Source organism: Pseudomonas sp. DE0010, assembly GCF_007680745.1.
GTDB classification, from domain to species: Bacteria; Pseudomonadota; Gammaproteobacteria; order Pseudomonadales; family Pseudomonadaceae; genus Aquipseudomonas; species Aquipseudomonas parafulva_B.
The window spans coordinates 1-17,535 of sequence record NZ_VEJQ01000015.1; the positions used below are offsets into that span (position 1 = coordinate 1).

The following is a 17,535-nucleotide window of genomic DNA, read 5'->3' on the forward strand; positions in this document are numbered from 1 at the left end:
AAGTTCGAGCAACTGACGCTGGATAAAACCCAGGTCAGCACCGAAGTTACCGACGAGCCAGGTTCGGGTACCCCGGGGACGGGTAACCAAGGCGATTTGGTGCTGGTCACTATTACTGCTGACCAGAACTCCGTTGCTGAGAACGTCAAGCCGACGTTCACTGTTCAGATCAACAAGGCTCTGGCCAACGACCTGGTCGTTACTCTGAGCAACAACGCTCAAGTCACCATCAAAGCCGGCCAGACTGCTGTTTCCTATGAGCATGCCGCTCAAGGCGACGACGTCTACAAAGACTCGGGCGAAATCAGCCTAGGTATCAAATCGGCAGCCGATGCAGGCGGTCGTACTTTCGAAAATCTGCAACTGGGCAACGATGCTTCGGTCAAAGTGACCGATACCATCGACGAAGTTGTAGCCAAGCTCACCGCCACCGATTCGGTCACCGAAGGTGGTCAGATCACCTACACCGTGACCCTGACCAACAAAGACGGCTTGCCGATCGACAAACACGGTGCTCTGACCTTCACGCTGGACGACGGCAAGACCGTCATCACCATCCCAGCCAACGGCACTACCGGTTCGGTCACTGTAACCGCGCCAGACAACGACTATGTCGGTGCTAACGATCCGGTCGTGAAATCGATCGCCTCCGTCACTGGCGCAGATGTTGGCAAGTTCGAGCAACTGACGCTGGACAAGACTCCAGTCAGCACCCAAGTTAGCGACGAGCCAGGCTCGGGTACTCCAGGCACGGGCAACCAGGGCGACCAAGTGCTGGTCACCATCACCGCTGACCAGACATCTGTTGCCGAGAACGTTAAACCAACGTTCACCGTCCAGATCAACAAAGCCCTGGCTAACGACCTAGTCGTGACTCTGAGCAACAATGAAAAGGTCACCATCAAGGCCGGCGAAACCAGCGCTCAGTACACCCACGCGGCACAAGGTGACGACGTCTACAAAGACTCGGGCGAAATCAGCCTGGGTATCAAGTCGGCAGCAGACGCTGGCGGCCGCACGTTCGAAAACCTGCAACTGGGCGGCGAGGCCTCGGTGAAAGTCACCGATACCATCGACGAAGTTGTAGCCAAGCTCACCGCGACTGATTCGGTTACCGAAGGCGGTCAGATCACTTACACCGTGACCCTGACCAACAAAGACGGCTTGCCGATCGACAAACACGGCGCGCTGACCTTCACGCTGGACGATGGCAAGACCACCATCACCATCCCGGCGAACGGCACCACTGGTTCTGTCACCGTAACTGCCCCGAACAACGTTTACGTCGGCGCGAACGACCCAGTGGTCAAGGCTATTGCGACCGTCACTGGTGCTGATGTTGGTAAGTTCGAAAAGCTGACCTTGGACACTACTCCGGTTAGCACTGCTGTCACTGACGAGCCAGGTTCGGGCACGCCAGGCACCGGTAACCAAGGTGATTTGGTCCAGGTGACAATCACTGCCGACCAGACTTCCGTAGCCGAGAACGTCAAACCAACGTTCACCGTGCAGATCAACAAGGCCCTGGCCAACGACCTGGTCGTGACCCTGAGCAACAATGCTCAAGTCACCATCAAAGCCGGCCAGACTGCTGTTTCCTACGAGCACGCGGCGCAAGGCGACGACGTTTATAAAGACTCTGGCGAAATCAGCCTGGGCATCAAGTCGGCAGCAGACGCTGGCGGTCGCACCTTCGAAAATCTGCAGTTGGGCAATGATGCCTCGGTCAAAGTCACCGACACCATCGACGAAGTCGTGGCCAAGCTGACTGCTACCGATTCGGTCACCGAAGGCGGTCAGATCACCTATACCGTGACCCTGACCAACAAAGACGGCTTGCCGATCGACAAACACGGTGCGCTGACCTTCACGCTGGACGACGGCAAGACCGTCATCACCATCCCAGCCAACGGCACTACCGGTTCGGTCACTGTAACCGCGCCAGACAACGACTATGTCGGTGCTAACGATCCGGTCGTGAAATCGATCGCCTCCGTCACTGGCGCAGATGTTGGCAAGTTCGAGCAACTGACGCTGGACAAGACTCCAGTCAGCACCCAAGTTACCGACGAGCCAGGCTCGGGTACTCCAGGCACCGGTAACCAAGGTGATTTGGTCCAGGTGACAATCACTGCTGACCAGACTTCCGTAGCCGAGAACGTTAAACCAACGTTCACCGTCCAGATCAACAAAGCCCTGGCTAACGACCTGGTCGTGACCCTGAGCAACAATGCTCAAGTCACCATCAAAGCCGGCCAGACTGCTGTTTCCTACGAGCACGCAGCGCAGGGCGACGACGTTTATAAAGACTCCGGCGAAATCAGCCTGGGCATCAAGTCGGCAGCCGATGCTGGCGGTCGCACCTTCGAAAATCTGCAGCTGGGCGGCGAGGCCTCGGTGAAAGTCACCGATACCATCGACGAAGTTGTAGCCAAGCTCACCGCCACCGATTCCGTCACCGAAGGTGGGCAGATCACCTACACCGTGACCCTGACCAACAAAGATGGCTTGCCGATCGACAAACACGGTGCGCTGACCTTCACGCTGGACGACGGCAAGACCGTCATCACCATCCCAGCCAACGGCACTACCGGTTCGGTTACTGTGACCGCGCCTGACAACGACTATGTCGGTGCTAACGATCCGGTCGTTAAATCGATCGCCTCCGTTGCCGGTGCAGACGTTGGCAAGTTTGAACAGCTCACTTTGGACAAAACGCCGGTCAGCACCCAGGTTACCGACGAGCCAGGTTCGGGCACTCCGGGCACTGGCAACCAGGGCGACCAAGTTCTGGTCACCATTGCGGCGGATCAGACTTCTGTTGCTGAAAACATCAAGCCGACGTTCACCGTCCAGATCAACAAAGCCCTGGCTAACGACCTGGTCGTGACCCTGAGCAACAACGCTCAAGTCACCATCAAGGCTGGTCAGACTGCTGTTTCCTACGAGCACGCAGCGCAAGGCGACGACGTTTACAAAGACTCCGGCGAAATCAGCCTGGGCATCAAGTTGGCAGCGGACGCTGGCGGCCGTACCTTCGAAAACCTGCAGCTGGGCGGCGAGGCCTCGGTGAAAGTCACCGATACCATCGACGAAGTTGTAGCCAAGCTCACCGCCACCGATTCGGTTACCGAAGGTGGTCAGATCACCTACACCGTGACCCTGACCAACAAAGATGGCTTGCCGATCGACAAGCATGGCGCGCTGACCTTCACGCTGGACGATGGCAAGACTGTCATCACCATCCCGGCCAACGGCACTACCGGTTCGGTCACTGTGACCGCGCCAGACAACGACTATGTCGGTGCTAACGATCCGGTCGTTAAATCGATCGCCTCCGTTGCCGGTGCAGACGTTGGCAAGTTTGAACAGCTCACTCTGGACAAGACTCCGGTCAGCACCGTCGTGACCGACGAACCAGGTTCGGGCACTCCAGGTACAGGCAACCAAGGCGACCAAGTGCTGGTCACCATCACCGCTGACCAGACTTCTGTTGCTGAAAACGTTAAGCCGACGTTCACCGTTCAGATCAACAAGGCTCTGGCCAACGACCTGGTCGTGACCCTGAGCAACAACGCTCAAGTCACCATCAAAGCCGGTCAGACTGCTGTTTCCTACGAACACGCAGCACAGGGCGACGATGTCTACAAAGACTCCGGCGAAATCAGCTTGGGCATCAAGTCGGCAGCGGACGCTGGCGGCCGTACCTTCGAAAACCTGCAGCTGGGCGGCGAGGCCTCGGTGAAAGTCACCGATACCATCGACGAAGTTGTAGCCAAGCTCACCGCTACCGACTCGGTCACCGAAGGCGGTCAGATCACTTACACCGTGACCCTGACCAACAAAGACGGCTTGCCGATCGACAAACACGGTGCGCTGACCTTCACGCTGGACGACGGCAAGACCGTCATCACCATCCCAGCCAACGGCACTACCGGTTCGGTCACTGTAACCGCGCCAGACAACGATTATGTCGGTGCTAACGATCCGGTCGTGAAATCGATCGCCTCCGTCACTGGCGCAGATGTTGGCAAGTTCGAGCAACTGACGCTGGACAAGACTCCAGTCAGCACCCAAGTTACCGACGAGCCAGGTTCGGGCACTCCGGGCACTGGCAACCAGGGCGACCAAGTTCTGGTCACCATCACTGCCGACCAAACTTCTGTTGCCGAGAACGTCAAACCAACGTTTACCGTGCAGATCAACAAAGCCCTAGCTAACGACTTGGTCGTGACCCTGAGCAACAATGCTCAAGTCACCATCAAAGCCGGCCAGACCGCTGTTTCCTACGAACATGCCGCTCAAGGCGACGATGTCTACAAAGACTCGGGCGAAATCAGCTTGGGTATCAAGTCGGCAGCAGACGCTGGCGGCCGCACGTTCGAAAATCTGCAGTTGGGCAACGATGCCTCGGTCAAAGTGACTGACACCATCGACGAAGTTGTAGCCAAGCTCACTGCAACCGACTCGGTCACTGAAGGCGGTCAGATCACCTATACCGTGACTCTGACCAACAAAGATGGCTTGCCGATCGACAAGCATGGCGCGCTGACCTTCACACTGGATGATGGCAAGACTGTCATCACTATCCCAGCCAACGGCACTACTGGTTCGATCACTGTAACCGCGCCAGACAACGACTATGTCGGTGCTAACGATCCGGTCGTTAAATCGATCGCCAGTGTTGCTGGCGCTGATGTTGGCAAGTTCGAGCAACTGACTCTGGACAAGACGCCAGTCAGCACTCAAGTTATCGACGAGCCAGGTTCGGGCACTCCGGGCACTGGCAACCAGGGCGACCAAGTTCTGGTCACCATCACTGCCGACCAGACTTCTGTTGCTGAAAACGTTAAGCCAACGTTCACTGTTCAGATCAACAAGGCCCTGGCCAACGACCTGGTCGTGACCCTGAGCAACAACGCTCAGGTCACCATCAAAGCCGGCCAGACCGCTGTTTCCTACGAGCATGCCGCTCAAGGCGACGACGTCTACAAAGACTCGGGCGAAATCAGCTTGGGCATCAAGTCGGCAGCAGACGCTGGCGGCCGCACCTTCGAAAACCTGCAGCTGGGTAACGATGCATCGGTGAAAGTCACCGACACCATCGACGAAGTTGTAGCCAAGCTCACCGCTACCGATTCGGTCACCGAAGGCGGTCAGATCACTTACACTGTGACCCTGACCAACAAAGATGGCCTGCCAATCGACAAGCACGGCGCGCTGACCTTCACGCTGGACGACGGCAAGACTGTCATCACCATCCCGGCCAACGGCACTACCGGTTCGGTCACTGTGACCGCACCAGACAACGACTACGTCGGTGCCAACGACCCGGTCGTTAAATCGATCGCCAGTGTTGCTGGCGCTGATGTTGGCAAGTTCGAGCAACTGACTCTGGACAAGACGCCAGTCAGCACTCAAGTTATCGACGAGCCAGGTTCGGGCACTCCGGGCACTGGCAACCAGGGCGACCAAGTTCTGGTCACCATCACTGCCGACCAGACTTCTGTTGCTGAAAACGTTAAGCCAACGTTCACTGTTCAGATCAACAAGGCCCTGGCCAACGACTTGGTCGTGACCCTGAGCAACAACGCTCAAGTCACCATCAAGGCCGGCCAGACTGCTGTTTCCTACGAGCACGCAGCGCAGGGCGACGACGTTTACAAAGACTCGGGTGAAATCAGCCTGGGTATCAAGTCGGCAGCAGACGCTGGCGGCCGCACGTTCGAAAATCTGCAGTTGGGCAACGATGCCTCGGTCAAAGTGACCGATACCATCGACGAAGTTGTAGCCAAGCTCACCGCCACCGATTCCGTCACCGAAGGCGGTCAGATCACCTACACCGTGACTCTGACCAACAAAGATGGCTTGCCGATCAACAAGCATGGCGCGCTGACCTTCACGCTGGACGACGGCAAGACCGTCATCACCATCCCAGCCAACGGCACTACCGGTTCGGTAACCGTTACAGCGCCAGACAACGACTACGTCGGTGCTAACGATCCGGTCGTGAAATCGATCGCCTCCGTTGCCGGTGCAGACGTTGGCAAGTTTGAACAGCTCACTTTGGACAAAACGCCGGTCAGCACCCAAGTTACCGACGAGCCAGGTTCGGGTACTCCTGGCACTGGCAACCAAGGCGACCAAGTGCTGGTCACCATCACCGCTGACCAGACTTCTGTTGCTGAAAACGTTAAGCCGACGTTCACCGTTCAGATCAACAAAGCCCTGGCTAACGACCTGGTCGTGACCCTGAGCAACAATGAAAAGGTTACCATCAAGGCCGGCGAAACCAGCGCTCAGTACACCCACGCGGCACAAGGTGACGACGTCTACAAAGACTCCGGCGAAATCAGCTTGGGCATCAAGTCGGCAGCAGACGCTGGCGGTCGCACGTTCGAAAACCTGCAACTGGGCGGCGAGGCCTCGGTGAAAGTCACCGATACCATCGACGAAGTTGTAGCCAAGCTCACCGCCACCGATTCGGTTACCGAAGGCGGTCAGATCACTTACACCGTGACCCTGACCAACAAAGATGGCTTGCCGATCGACAAGCATGGCGCGCTGACCTTCACACTGGATGATGGCAAGACCACCATCACCATCCCGGCGAACGGCACCACTGGTTCTGTCACCGTAACTGCCCCGAACAACGTTTACGTCGGCGCGAACGACCCAGTGGTCAAGGCTATTGCGACCGTCACTGGTGCTGATGTTGGTAAGTTCGAAAAGCTGACCTTGGACACTACTCCGGTTAGCACTGCTGTCACTGACGAGCCAGGTTCGGGTACGCCAGGTACCGGTAACGAAGGTGATTTGGTCCAGGTGACAATCACTGCCGACCAGACTTCCGTAGCCGAGAACGTTAAACCAACGTTCATCGTCCAGATCAACAAAGCGCTGGCCAACGATTTGGTAGTGACCCTGAGCAACAACGCTCAAGTCACCATCAAAGCCGGCCAGACCGCTGTTTCCTACGAGCACGCGGCGCAAGGCGACGACGTTTACAAAGACTCGGGCGAAATCAGCTTGGGCATCAAGTCGGCAGCAGACGCTGGCGGTCGCACCTTCGAAAATCTGCAGCTGGGTAACGATGCCTCGGTGAAAGTCACCGATACCATCGACGAAGTCGTGGCCAAGCTGACTGCTACTGACTCGGTTACCGAAGGCGGTCAGATCACCTACACCGTGACCCTGACCAACAAAGATGGCTTGCCGATCGACAAACACGGTGCGCTGACCTTCACGCTGGACGACGGCAAGACCGTCATCACCATCCCAGCCAACGGCACTACCGGTTCGGTTACTGTGACCGCGCCTGACAACGACTATGTCGGTGCTAACGATCCGGTCGTGAAATCGATCGCCTCCGTTGCCGGTGCAGACGTTGGCAAGTTTGAACAGCTCACTTTGGACAAAACGCCGGTCAGCACCCAGGTTACCGACGAGCCAGGCTCGGGTACTCCAGGCACGGGCAACCAGGGCAACCAGGTGTTGGTCACCATTACGGCCGACCAAACTTCTGTTGCCGAGAACGTTAAACCAACGTTCACCGTTCAGATCAACAAAGCCCTGGCCAACGACCTGGTCGTGACCCTGAGCAACAATGCTCAAGTCACCATCAAAGCCGGCCAGACTGCTGTTTCCTACGAGCACGCAGCGCAAGGCGACGACGTTTATAAAGACTCGGGCGAAATCAGCCTGGGCATCAAGTCGGCAGCCGATGCTGGCGGTCGTACCTTCGAAAACCTGCAGCTGGGTAACGATGCCTCGGTCAAAGTGACTGACACCATCGACGAAGTTGTAGCCAAGCTGACTGCTACTGACTCGGTTACCGAAGGTGGCCAGATCACTTACACCGTGACCCTGACCAACAAAGACGGCTTGCCGATCGACAAGCATGGTGCGCTGACCTTCACGCTGGATGATGGCAAGACCACCATCACTATCCCAGCCAACGGCACTACCGGTTCGGTCACTGTGACCGCGCCAGACAACGACTACGTCGGTGCCAACGATCCGGTTGTGAAATCGATCGCCTCCGTCACTGGCGCAGATGTTGGCAAGTTCGAGCTACTGACGCTGGACAAGACTCCAGTCAGCACCCAAGTTACCGACGAGCCAGGCTCGGGTACTCCAGGCACGGACAACCAGGGCAACCAAGTTCTGGTCACCATTGCGGCGGATCAGACTTCTGTTGCTGAAAACGTCAAGCCGACGTTCACCGTTCAGATCAACAAAGCACTGGCCAACGACTTGGTCGTGACCCTGAGCAACAATGAAAAGGTCACCATCAAGGCCGGCGAAACCAGCGCTCAGTACACCCACGCGGCACAAGGCGACGACGTCTACAAAGACTCCGGCGAAATCAGCTTGGGCATCAAGTCGGCAGCCGATGCTGGCGGCCGTACCTTCGAGAACCTGCAGCTGGGTAATGATGCTTCGGTCAAAGTGACCGACACCATCGATGAAGTCGTGGCTAAGTTGACCGCGACCACTTCGGTTGCCGAAGGTGGCGAGATCACCTACACCGTGACGCTGACCAACAAAGACGGTCTGCCGATCAACAACCACGCTGAGCTGTACTTCCACCTGAAAGACGGCACCACCGTGGTGGTTCCTGCCAACAGCACCGTAGGTTCGGCCACCGCTACTGCGCCGGACAACGTTTATGTGGGCACGAACCCTGCCGTCGTGAACTCGATCGAATCGGTCAGCGGTGCGGATGCCTGGAAGTTCGAGCAACTGACGCTGGATAAAACCCAAGTCAGCACCGAAGTTACCGACGAGCCAGGTTCGGGCACCCCAGGCACGGGTAACCAAGGCGACTTGGTGTTGGTCACCATTACGGCTGACCAGACCTCTGTTGCCGAGGACGTCAAACCGACGTTCACCGTCCAGATCAACAAAGCCCTGGCCAACGACCTGGTCGTTACTCTGAGCAACAACGCTCAAGTCACCATCAAAGCCGGCCAGACTGCTGTTTCCTATGAGCATGCCGCTCAAGGCGACGACGTCTACAAAGACTCGGGCGAAATCAGCCTGGGCATCAAGTCGGCAGCAGACGCTGGCGGTCGCACCTTCGAGAACCTGCAGCTGGGTAACGATGCTTCGGTCAAAGTGACCGATACCATCGACGAAGTTGTAGCCAAGCTCACCGCCACCGATTCGGTCACCGAAGGCGGTCAGATCACGTACACCGTGACCCTGACCAACAAAGACGGCTTGCCGATCGACAAACACGGCGCGCTGACCTTCACGCTGGACGATGGCAAGACCACCATCACCATCCCTGCCAACGGCACCACTGGTTCTGTCACCGTAACTGCCCCGAACAACGTTTACGTCGGCGCGAACGACCCAGTGGTCAAGGCTATTGCGACCGTCACTGGTGCTGATGTTGGTAAGTTCGAAAAGCTGACCTTGGACACTACTCCGGTTAGCACTGCTGTCACTGACGAGCCAGGTTCGGGTACGCCAGGCACCGGTAACCAAGGTGATTTGGTCCAGGTGACAATCACTGCCGACCAGACTTCCGTAGCCGAGAACGTCAAACCAACGTTCACCGTGCAGATCAACAAGGCCCTGGCCAACGACCTGGTCGTGACCCTGAGCAACAACGCTCAAGTCACTATCAAAGCCGGCCAGACCGCTGTTTCCTACGAGCATGCCGCTCAAGGCGACGACGTCTACAAAGACTCGGGCGAAATCAGCTTGGGCATCAAGTCGGCAGCAGACGCTGGCGGCCGCACCTTCGAAAACCTGCAGCTGGGTAACGATGCCTCGGTGAAAGTCACCGACACCATCGACGAAGTTGTAGCCAAGCTCACCGCTACCGATTCGGTCACCGAAGGCGGTCAGATCACTTACACCGTGACGCTGACCAACAAAGATGGCCTGCCAATCGACAAGCATGGCGCGCTGACCTTCACGCTGGACGATGGCAAGACCGTCATCACCATCCCAGCCAACGGCACTACCGGTTCGGTTACCGTCACAGCGCCTGACAACGTCTATGTCGGTGCGAATGACCCGGTCGTCAAATCGATCGCCTCGGTTGCCGGCGCAGATGTTGGCAAGTTCGAGCAGCTGACGCTCGACAAAACGCCTGTCACCACCCAAGTTACCGACGAGCCAGGCTCGGGAGTCCCTGGCACTGGCAACCAGGGCGACCTGGTCCACGTGACCATCACGGCCGACCAGACCTCTGTCGCCGAGAACGTCAAGCCGACGTTCACTGTGCACGTGAATACCGCACTGGCCAATGATCTGGTCGTGACCCTGAGCAACAACGAGAAGGTCACTATCAAGGCCGGCGAAACCAGCGCCCAGTACACCCACGCAGCGCAAGGCGACGACGTTTACAAAGACTCGGGTGAAATCAGCCTGGGCATCAAGTCGGCAGCCGACGCTGGCGGTCGCACCTTCGAGAACCTGCAACTGGGTAACGAGGCGTCGGTCAAAGTCACCGACACCATCGATGAAGTAGTCGCGAAACTGACTGCGACCGACTCCGTGGCCGAAGGCGGTCAGATCACCTACACCGTGACCCTGACCAACAAGGACGGCCTGCCAATCGACAAGCACGGCGCGCTGACCTTCACCCTGGACGATGGCAAAACCACCATCACCATCCCGGCCAATGGTACGACCGGCTCGGTCACCGTCATCGCACCTGACAACGTCTACATCGGCGCCAACGACCCGGTCGTCAAGTCGATCGCGGCGGTCAGCGGTCCGGATGTCTGGAAATTCGAGCAGCTGACCTTGGACAAGACCCCGGTCAGCACCGCAGTCACCGACGAGCCAGGCTCGGGTACGCCAGGCAATGACAACCAGGGTGATCTGGTTCTGGTTAACATCGTGGCCAATCAGGTCTCGGTCAACGAGGCCACGCCACCCCTGTTCACCCTGACCCTGAACCGCGTGCTGGACAAGGATCTCACCGTCACCCTGAGCAACAACGCCACTGTTGTGTTCAAGGCCGGCGAGACCAGCAAGTCCTATGTCGCACCTGCCCAGGGTGATGACGTCTTCAAGGACGAAGGCAAGATCCAGATCGGCATCGTCAAGGCCGAAGTGCCGAACGCTACCTTCGAGAACCTGGTGCTAGGCGCACCTGCATCGGTCGATGTCACCGACACCATCAGCAAAGTCACGGCTGTGCTGGCTGTGGATAACACCTCGGTTGTCGAAGGCGGGAAGATCACCTACACCGTGACCTTGATCAGCGAAGACAGCGACCTGCCGGTGACTGGCCACGGCGGCGTGACCGTTACCTTGACCGGTGGCACCCAGGTGTTCATCGCCGCTGGCTCTGCCACGGGTACCGTCACCATCAATGCCCCGGATGACGTGTACGTGGGCGGCCAGCCTGCGGTCACCAAGTCGATTACCGACATCACGGTCGCAGGCGCCAAGCAATTCGAAAACCTGGTGGCGGACAAGTCGCCGGTCACCACCACCGTGCACGACGAACCTGCCGGCCAGGGCGACCTGGTGCAGGTCAATATCGTCGCCAACCAGGTGTCGGTGAACGAAGCCACGGCACCGACCTTCACCCTGAGCCTGAACCGTGCACTGGACAAGGACCTGACCGTTACCCTGAGCAACAACGCTACCGTTGTGTTCAAGGCTGGCGAGATGACCAAGACCTACACCGCCGCTGCGCAGGGCGATGACGTGTTCAAGGACGAAGGCAAGATCGAGGTCGGCATCGTCAAGGCAGAGGTGCCGAACGCCACCTTCGAGAACCTGGTCATTGGCGGCCCGGCTTCGGTCAACGTTACCGACACGATCAGCAAGGTTACTGCGGTACTGGCTGTGGATAACACCACCGTGACCGAAGGCGGCAAGATCACCTACACCGTGACCTTGGTCAGCGAAGACAACAACCTGCCAGTGACCGGCCATGGTGGCGTGACCGTCACCCTGACCGGTGGCACGCAGGTGTTCATCGCCGCCGGGTCTGCCAGCGGTACCGTCAGCATCAACGCACCGGATGACGTATACGTCGGCGGCCAGCCTGCAATCACCAAAGCCATCACGGATATCAGTGTGGCCGGTGACAAGCAGTTCGAGAACCTGGTGGCCAACAAGTCGCCAGTGACCACCACCGTGACTGACGAACCTGCTGGCCAGGGCGACCTGGTGCAGGTGAACATCGTTGCGGATCAAGCGTCGGTCAACGAAGCCACGGCCCCAACCTTCACCCTGAGCCTGAACCGTGCGTTGGACAAGGACCTGACTGTCACCCTGAGCAACAACGCTACCGTTGTGTTCAAGGCTGGCGAGATGACCAAGACCTACACCGCCGCGGCGCAGGGCGACGACGTGTTCAAGGACGAGGGCAAGCTGGAGATCGGCATCGCCAAGGCCGAGGTGCCGAACGCCAAGTTCGAGAACCTGGTGCTGGGTGCTCCTGCCTCGGTCAACATCACCGACACCATCAGCAAGGTCACCGCTGTGCTGGCTGTGGATAACACCACTGTGGCTGAAGGCGGCAAGATCACCTACACCGTGACCTTGGTCAGTGAAGACAACAACCTGCCGGTCACCGGCCATGGTGGCGTGACCGTCACCCTGACCGGCGGCACCCAGGTGTTCATCGCCGCCGGGTCTGCCAGCGGCACCGTCACCATTAATGCGCCGGACGACGTGTACGTCGGCGGCCAGCCTGCAATCACCAAGGCCATCACGGATATCACCGTTGCCGGTGACAAGCAGTTCGAGAACCTGGTGGCCAGCAAGGTGGCAGTCACGACCACCGTCACCGACGAGCCGGCTGGTCAGGGCGACCTGGTGCAGGTGAACATCGCTGCAGACCAAGTGTCGGTCAACGAAGCCACTGCGCCGACCTTCACCCTGAGCCTGAACCGTGCGCTGGACAAGGACCTGACCGTCACCCTGAGCAACAACGCTACCGTTGTGTTCAAGGCTGGCGAGATGACCAAGACCTACACCGCCGCGGCGCAGGGCGATGACGTGTTCAAGGACGAGGGCAAGCTGGAGATCGGCATCGCCAAGGCCGAGGTGCCGAACGCCAAGTTCGAGAACCTGGTGCTGGGTGCTCCTGCCTCGGTCAACATCACCGACACCATCAGCAAGGTCACCGCTGTGCTGGCTGTGGATAACACCACTGTGGCTGAAGGCGGCAAGATCACCTACACCGTGACCTTGGTCAGTGAAGACAACAACCTGCCGGTCACCGGCCATGGTGGCGTGACCGTCACCCTGACCGGCGGCACCCAGTTGTTCATCGCCGCCGGTTCTGCCAGCGGCACCGTTACCATCAATGCGCCGGACGACGTGTATGTCGGTGGCCAGCCTGCAATCACCAAGGCCATCACTGACCTCACCGTCGCCGGTGACAAGCAGTTCGAGAACCTGGTGGCGAGCAAGAACACGGTCACCACCGCGGTGACCGATGAGCCGGCCGGCCAGGGTGACCTGGTACTGGTCAACATCGTGGCCAACCAGGCCTCGGTCAATGAAGCCACGCCGCCTCTGTTCACCCTGACCTTGAACCGCGTGCTGGACAAAGACCTCACCGTCACCCTGAGCAACAACGCCACCGTTGTGTTCAAGGCCGGGGAGACCAGCAAGTCCTACGTCGCGCCAGCTCAGGGTGATGACGTGTTCAAGGACGAGGGCAAGCTGGAGATCGGCATCACCAAGGCCGAAGTACCAAACGCCAAGTTCGAGAACCTGGTGCTGGGCGCGCCTGCCTCGGTCAACATCACTGACACCATCAGCAAGGTCACTGCTGTGCTGGCTGTGGATAACACCACCGTCGTCGAGGGTGGCAAGATCACCTACACCGTGACGCTGGTCAGTGAAGACACCAGCCTGCCTGTGACAGGCCACGGCGGCGTGACCGTGACCCTGACCGGTGGCACGCAAGTGTTCATTGCGGCGGGTTCCGCAAGCGGTACGGTCAGCATCAATGCGCCGGATGACGTGTACGTCGGTGGCCAGCCTGCAATCACCAAGGCCATCACCGACATCAGCGTTGCCGGTGACAAGCAGTTCGAGAGCCTGGTGGGCAGCAAGACTGCCGTGACCACGACCGTGACCGACGAGCCGAGCGGCCAGGGCGACGTGACCACCGTCGGTATCAGTGGCACCACCTCGCTCACCGAAGGCGAGACGGCGCACTACACCTTAACGTTGAGCAACCCGTCCCAGTCCGAAGTAACTGTGACCCTCAGCTACTCGGGCACGGCCAAGAACGGCGAAGACTTCACGGGTGTCACCACCGTGAAAATCCCGGCCAACAGCTCCGGCGTGACCTTCGATGTGCCGACGATCGACGACAAGCTGGTCGAAGGCACCGAGAACTTCACGGTCAAGATCGAAAGCGCCACCGGTGGCAACTTCGAGAACCTGCAGGTAAACGGCAGCAAAGGCAGCGTCACCACCGCCATCCTCGACAACGACAACCTGCCGGTATCTCAAGGCGGTGCCGTGTATGGCGTGGAAGACACCGACTACGTATTCGCCTGGGGTGACTTCAAGGTCACCGACCCGGATGGCAATACCGGTCTGGCCGTGACCATCACCTCGCTGCCGGCTGCAGGCAGCCTCAAGTACTTCAACGGCAGCAGCTGGACCAACGTTACTGTCGGCCAGGTGATCAGCCAGGCCGATATCGCCGCCAGCAAACTGAAGTTCGTGCCGCTGCTCAACCAGTCCGGCGCTGATGGCTACGGTGGCACCGGCGTTGGCAACCAGCAGGCTGACTACGCGCAGTTCAAGTACAAGCCCAACGACGGGACCAACCTGGGTACCGAAACGACCATGAAGGTCGACATCAGCCCTGTGGCAGACATGCCGACGCTGGCCATCGGCAGCGCCGATGTAGTGTCCAAAGGCTTGAACAAGGAAGTGTGGACCAGCCTGAAGGACCTGGGCACCAACGGCAATGGCATCACCGGTGATGCACTGAAGACGGTCTTTGCCAACTCCGGCAGCGCCACCTCCAGTGCCACCACCACCAACGTCCAGTCCGACGGCAGCGTGAATGGAGGCAGCGGTTCGAAGACCTCCGGCCTGATCTACCTGGAAGCTGGCAAGACCTACACCTTCAGTGGTACTGCCGACGACAGCTTCCTGGTCAATATCGGTGGCAAGACCGTGGTCACGGCCACGTGGGGCGGCGGCGGCCAGGTGACGGGGTCGTTCACGCCTACGGCGACCGGCTACTACCCGATCGAGGTCTACCACGCCAACCAGTCCGGCCCGGGCAGCTACGACCTGAATATCCAGGTGGGCGCTGGCAACCCAGTGGACCTGAGTAGCTCGAACATCCGCATGTATCAGAACGTGACCGAGATGGCCAACGCCGGCCTGACCGTGTCCGACGTGCACACGGTCAATGGTCAAACCTACTACGATGGCTACAAGCTCAACGAAGGCCAAGAGAACGGTACGGTGAAACTGGTCGGTATCTCGACTGCCCTGACCGATACCGACGGTTCCGAGACGCTGAAAGTGACGTTGGGTGGCTTACCAAAAGGAACGGTGGTAACTGACAATGCAGGCCATACGGCTACAGTCAGCGATGGGCCGATCAACGTAACAGGGTGGAAACTCAGTGGCTTGACCCTTACCCCCCCTGCCTACTTCAAAGGCTCGTTTGACATAACGGTCACTTCAACTGCTACTGAAAGTCTGGGTGACTCCGCCAGCACCGTGGGCCGTATTCCGGTTACGGTTTATGGCGGCGTTTACAAAGCCAGTGTTGGTACATCGGGCAGCGACGTACTGAATGGCAGTGAAGGTCACGACATCATCGTGGCGGATGTATCTGGCCTGAACGTGGTGGCCGGTAAAAACTACAATATTGCATTCATTGTCGACAGCTCCGGCAGTATGACCGACGACTCAGTGGCTGCTGCGAAGACACAGCTGGAGTCTGTATTCAAGACACTCAAAGCGAGCGTGGGGGCCGACACGTCGGGAACGGTTAATCTCTTCCTGGTAGATTTCGATACTCAGGTAAACCAAAATATAGCCGTCAATCTATCGGACGCGGATGCTTTGAGCCAACTTCAGAATGTTCTGAATTCCATGCAAGGCGGCGACTACGGCGGCGGTACTAATTATGAGGATGCGTTTAAAACTACAGCCAACTTCTTCAAGAGCAAGATGGCGGTGGGCAACACGAACGCTGAGAATCTGACGTACTTCATTACCGATGGTAAGCCGACCTTTTACCAGCGTGGCGAGCAGACCGATGCTCGACTGTGGACGAATGGCAAAATGCTGGATGAGGTTGTTAATGTTAACAACTACAAGGTTGGTACCACGTTCAGTGAGTGGGCTGACTCAACTCACAGGGTTGACATAAACAGTGCTGGACAACTAAAAGTCACAACGTACGGCTACAATTTTTGGGGTTCACTTGTTGCCATTTCCTCAAACACTATCGGGACAATACATGCCCAAGGGGATGGCACCTACGAGTTGTCCAGTTTGGGCGGCACTGGCAAGAATTCATCCACTAATTGGAGCGATTCGGCCACAAATACAACTGATAGTTTCATGTTGCTCGGTGGTAGTTCTACCGTACCTGGACTGAGTAAGGTGCAGGCTATTGGATTGAATTCTGAGGTCAGCCTCGCTGATCTCAAGCCGTACGACACGGCGGGCAAACCGCAGATCAATATAGATCCATCCAAACTGGCAAGCGCTATCCTTGGACATACTGAGGCGACGTTGCCTGGTGCCGATACTGTCGACGGTGGAAATGGCAACGACATCATCTTTGGTGACTTGATTACCTTGAACGGTGTTGTCAGCGAGGGCTATCAAGCCTTGCAAACGTATGTCGCCCAGAAAACAGGGGTAGATGCCAGTGCTGTCACGACTAGTAATGTCCACCAATACATCGCTGAGCACTACACCGAGTTCGATATTTCCGGGCCCAACGGCGGCAACGACATCCTGTCGGGCGGCAACGGTAACGACATCCTGTTCGGTCAGGGCGGTAACGACATCCTCGATGGCGGCAAAGGCAATGACATCCTGTTGGGTGGCTCAGGCAACGACACACTCATCGGCGGCCCGGGTAACGACATCCTGATCGGCGGCAGCGGTGCCGATACCTTCGTCTGGAAGGCCGGCGATTATGGCAATGACGTCATCAAGGACTTCAACCGCTCCGAAGGTGACCGCATCGACCTCAAGGACCTGTTGCAAGGCGAGAAAGGCAGCACCATCGACAACTACCTCAAGCTGTCGACCGTGGAGGGCACCACGACGCTGCAGGTCAGCAGCGAAGGCAAGCTCAACACCGATGGCGGGCTGGCCAATGCTGACGTCACCATCAAGCTTGAAGGTGTGAACTGGTCCAACCAGACGATCAACTCGTTGATCAGCGGTGCCGACCCGACCATCATCATCCACAACAAAGACAGCTGATGGCCCATCACCGGGGCAACCGTAAAAGGTTGCCCCGGTATGCCTTGACCTGGCGCAACTGCCTGGGCAGGCCTTCCCGCCACGCACTCCCACAGCGCATACTTTCGCGCC

Annotated in this window: 1 protein-coding gene; it reads left to right on the forward strand. The window is 58.1% G+C overall.

Features of this window, described 5'->3' with window-relative positions:
• A partial coding sequence (locus FS767_RS12955) for an immunoglobulin-like domain-containing protein (protein WP_144966037.1) occupies positions 1-17,424 on the forward strand: 17,424 nt, incomplete at its 5' end.
• Between the last annotated feature and the right edge of the window lie 111 nt (positions 17,425-17,535).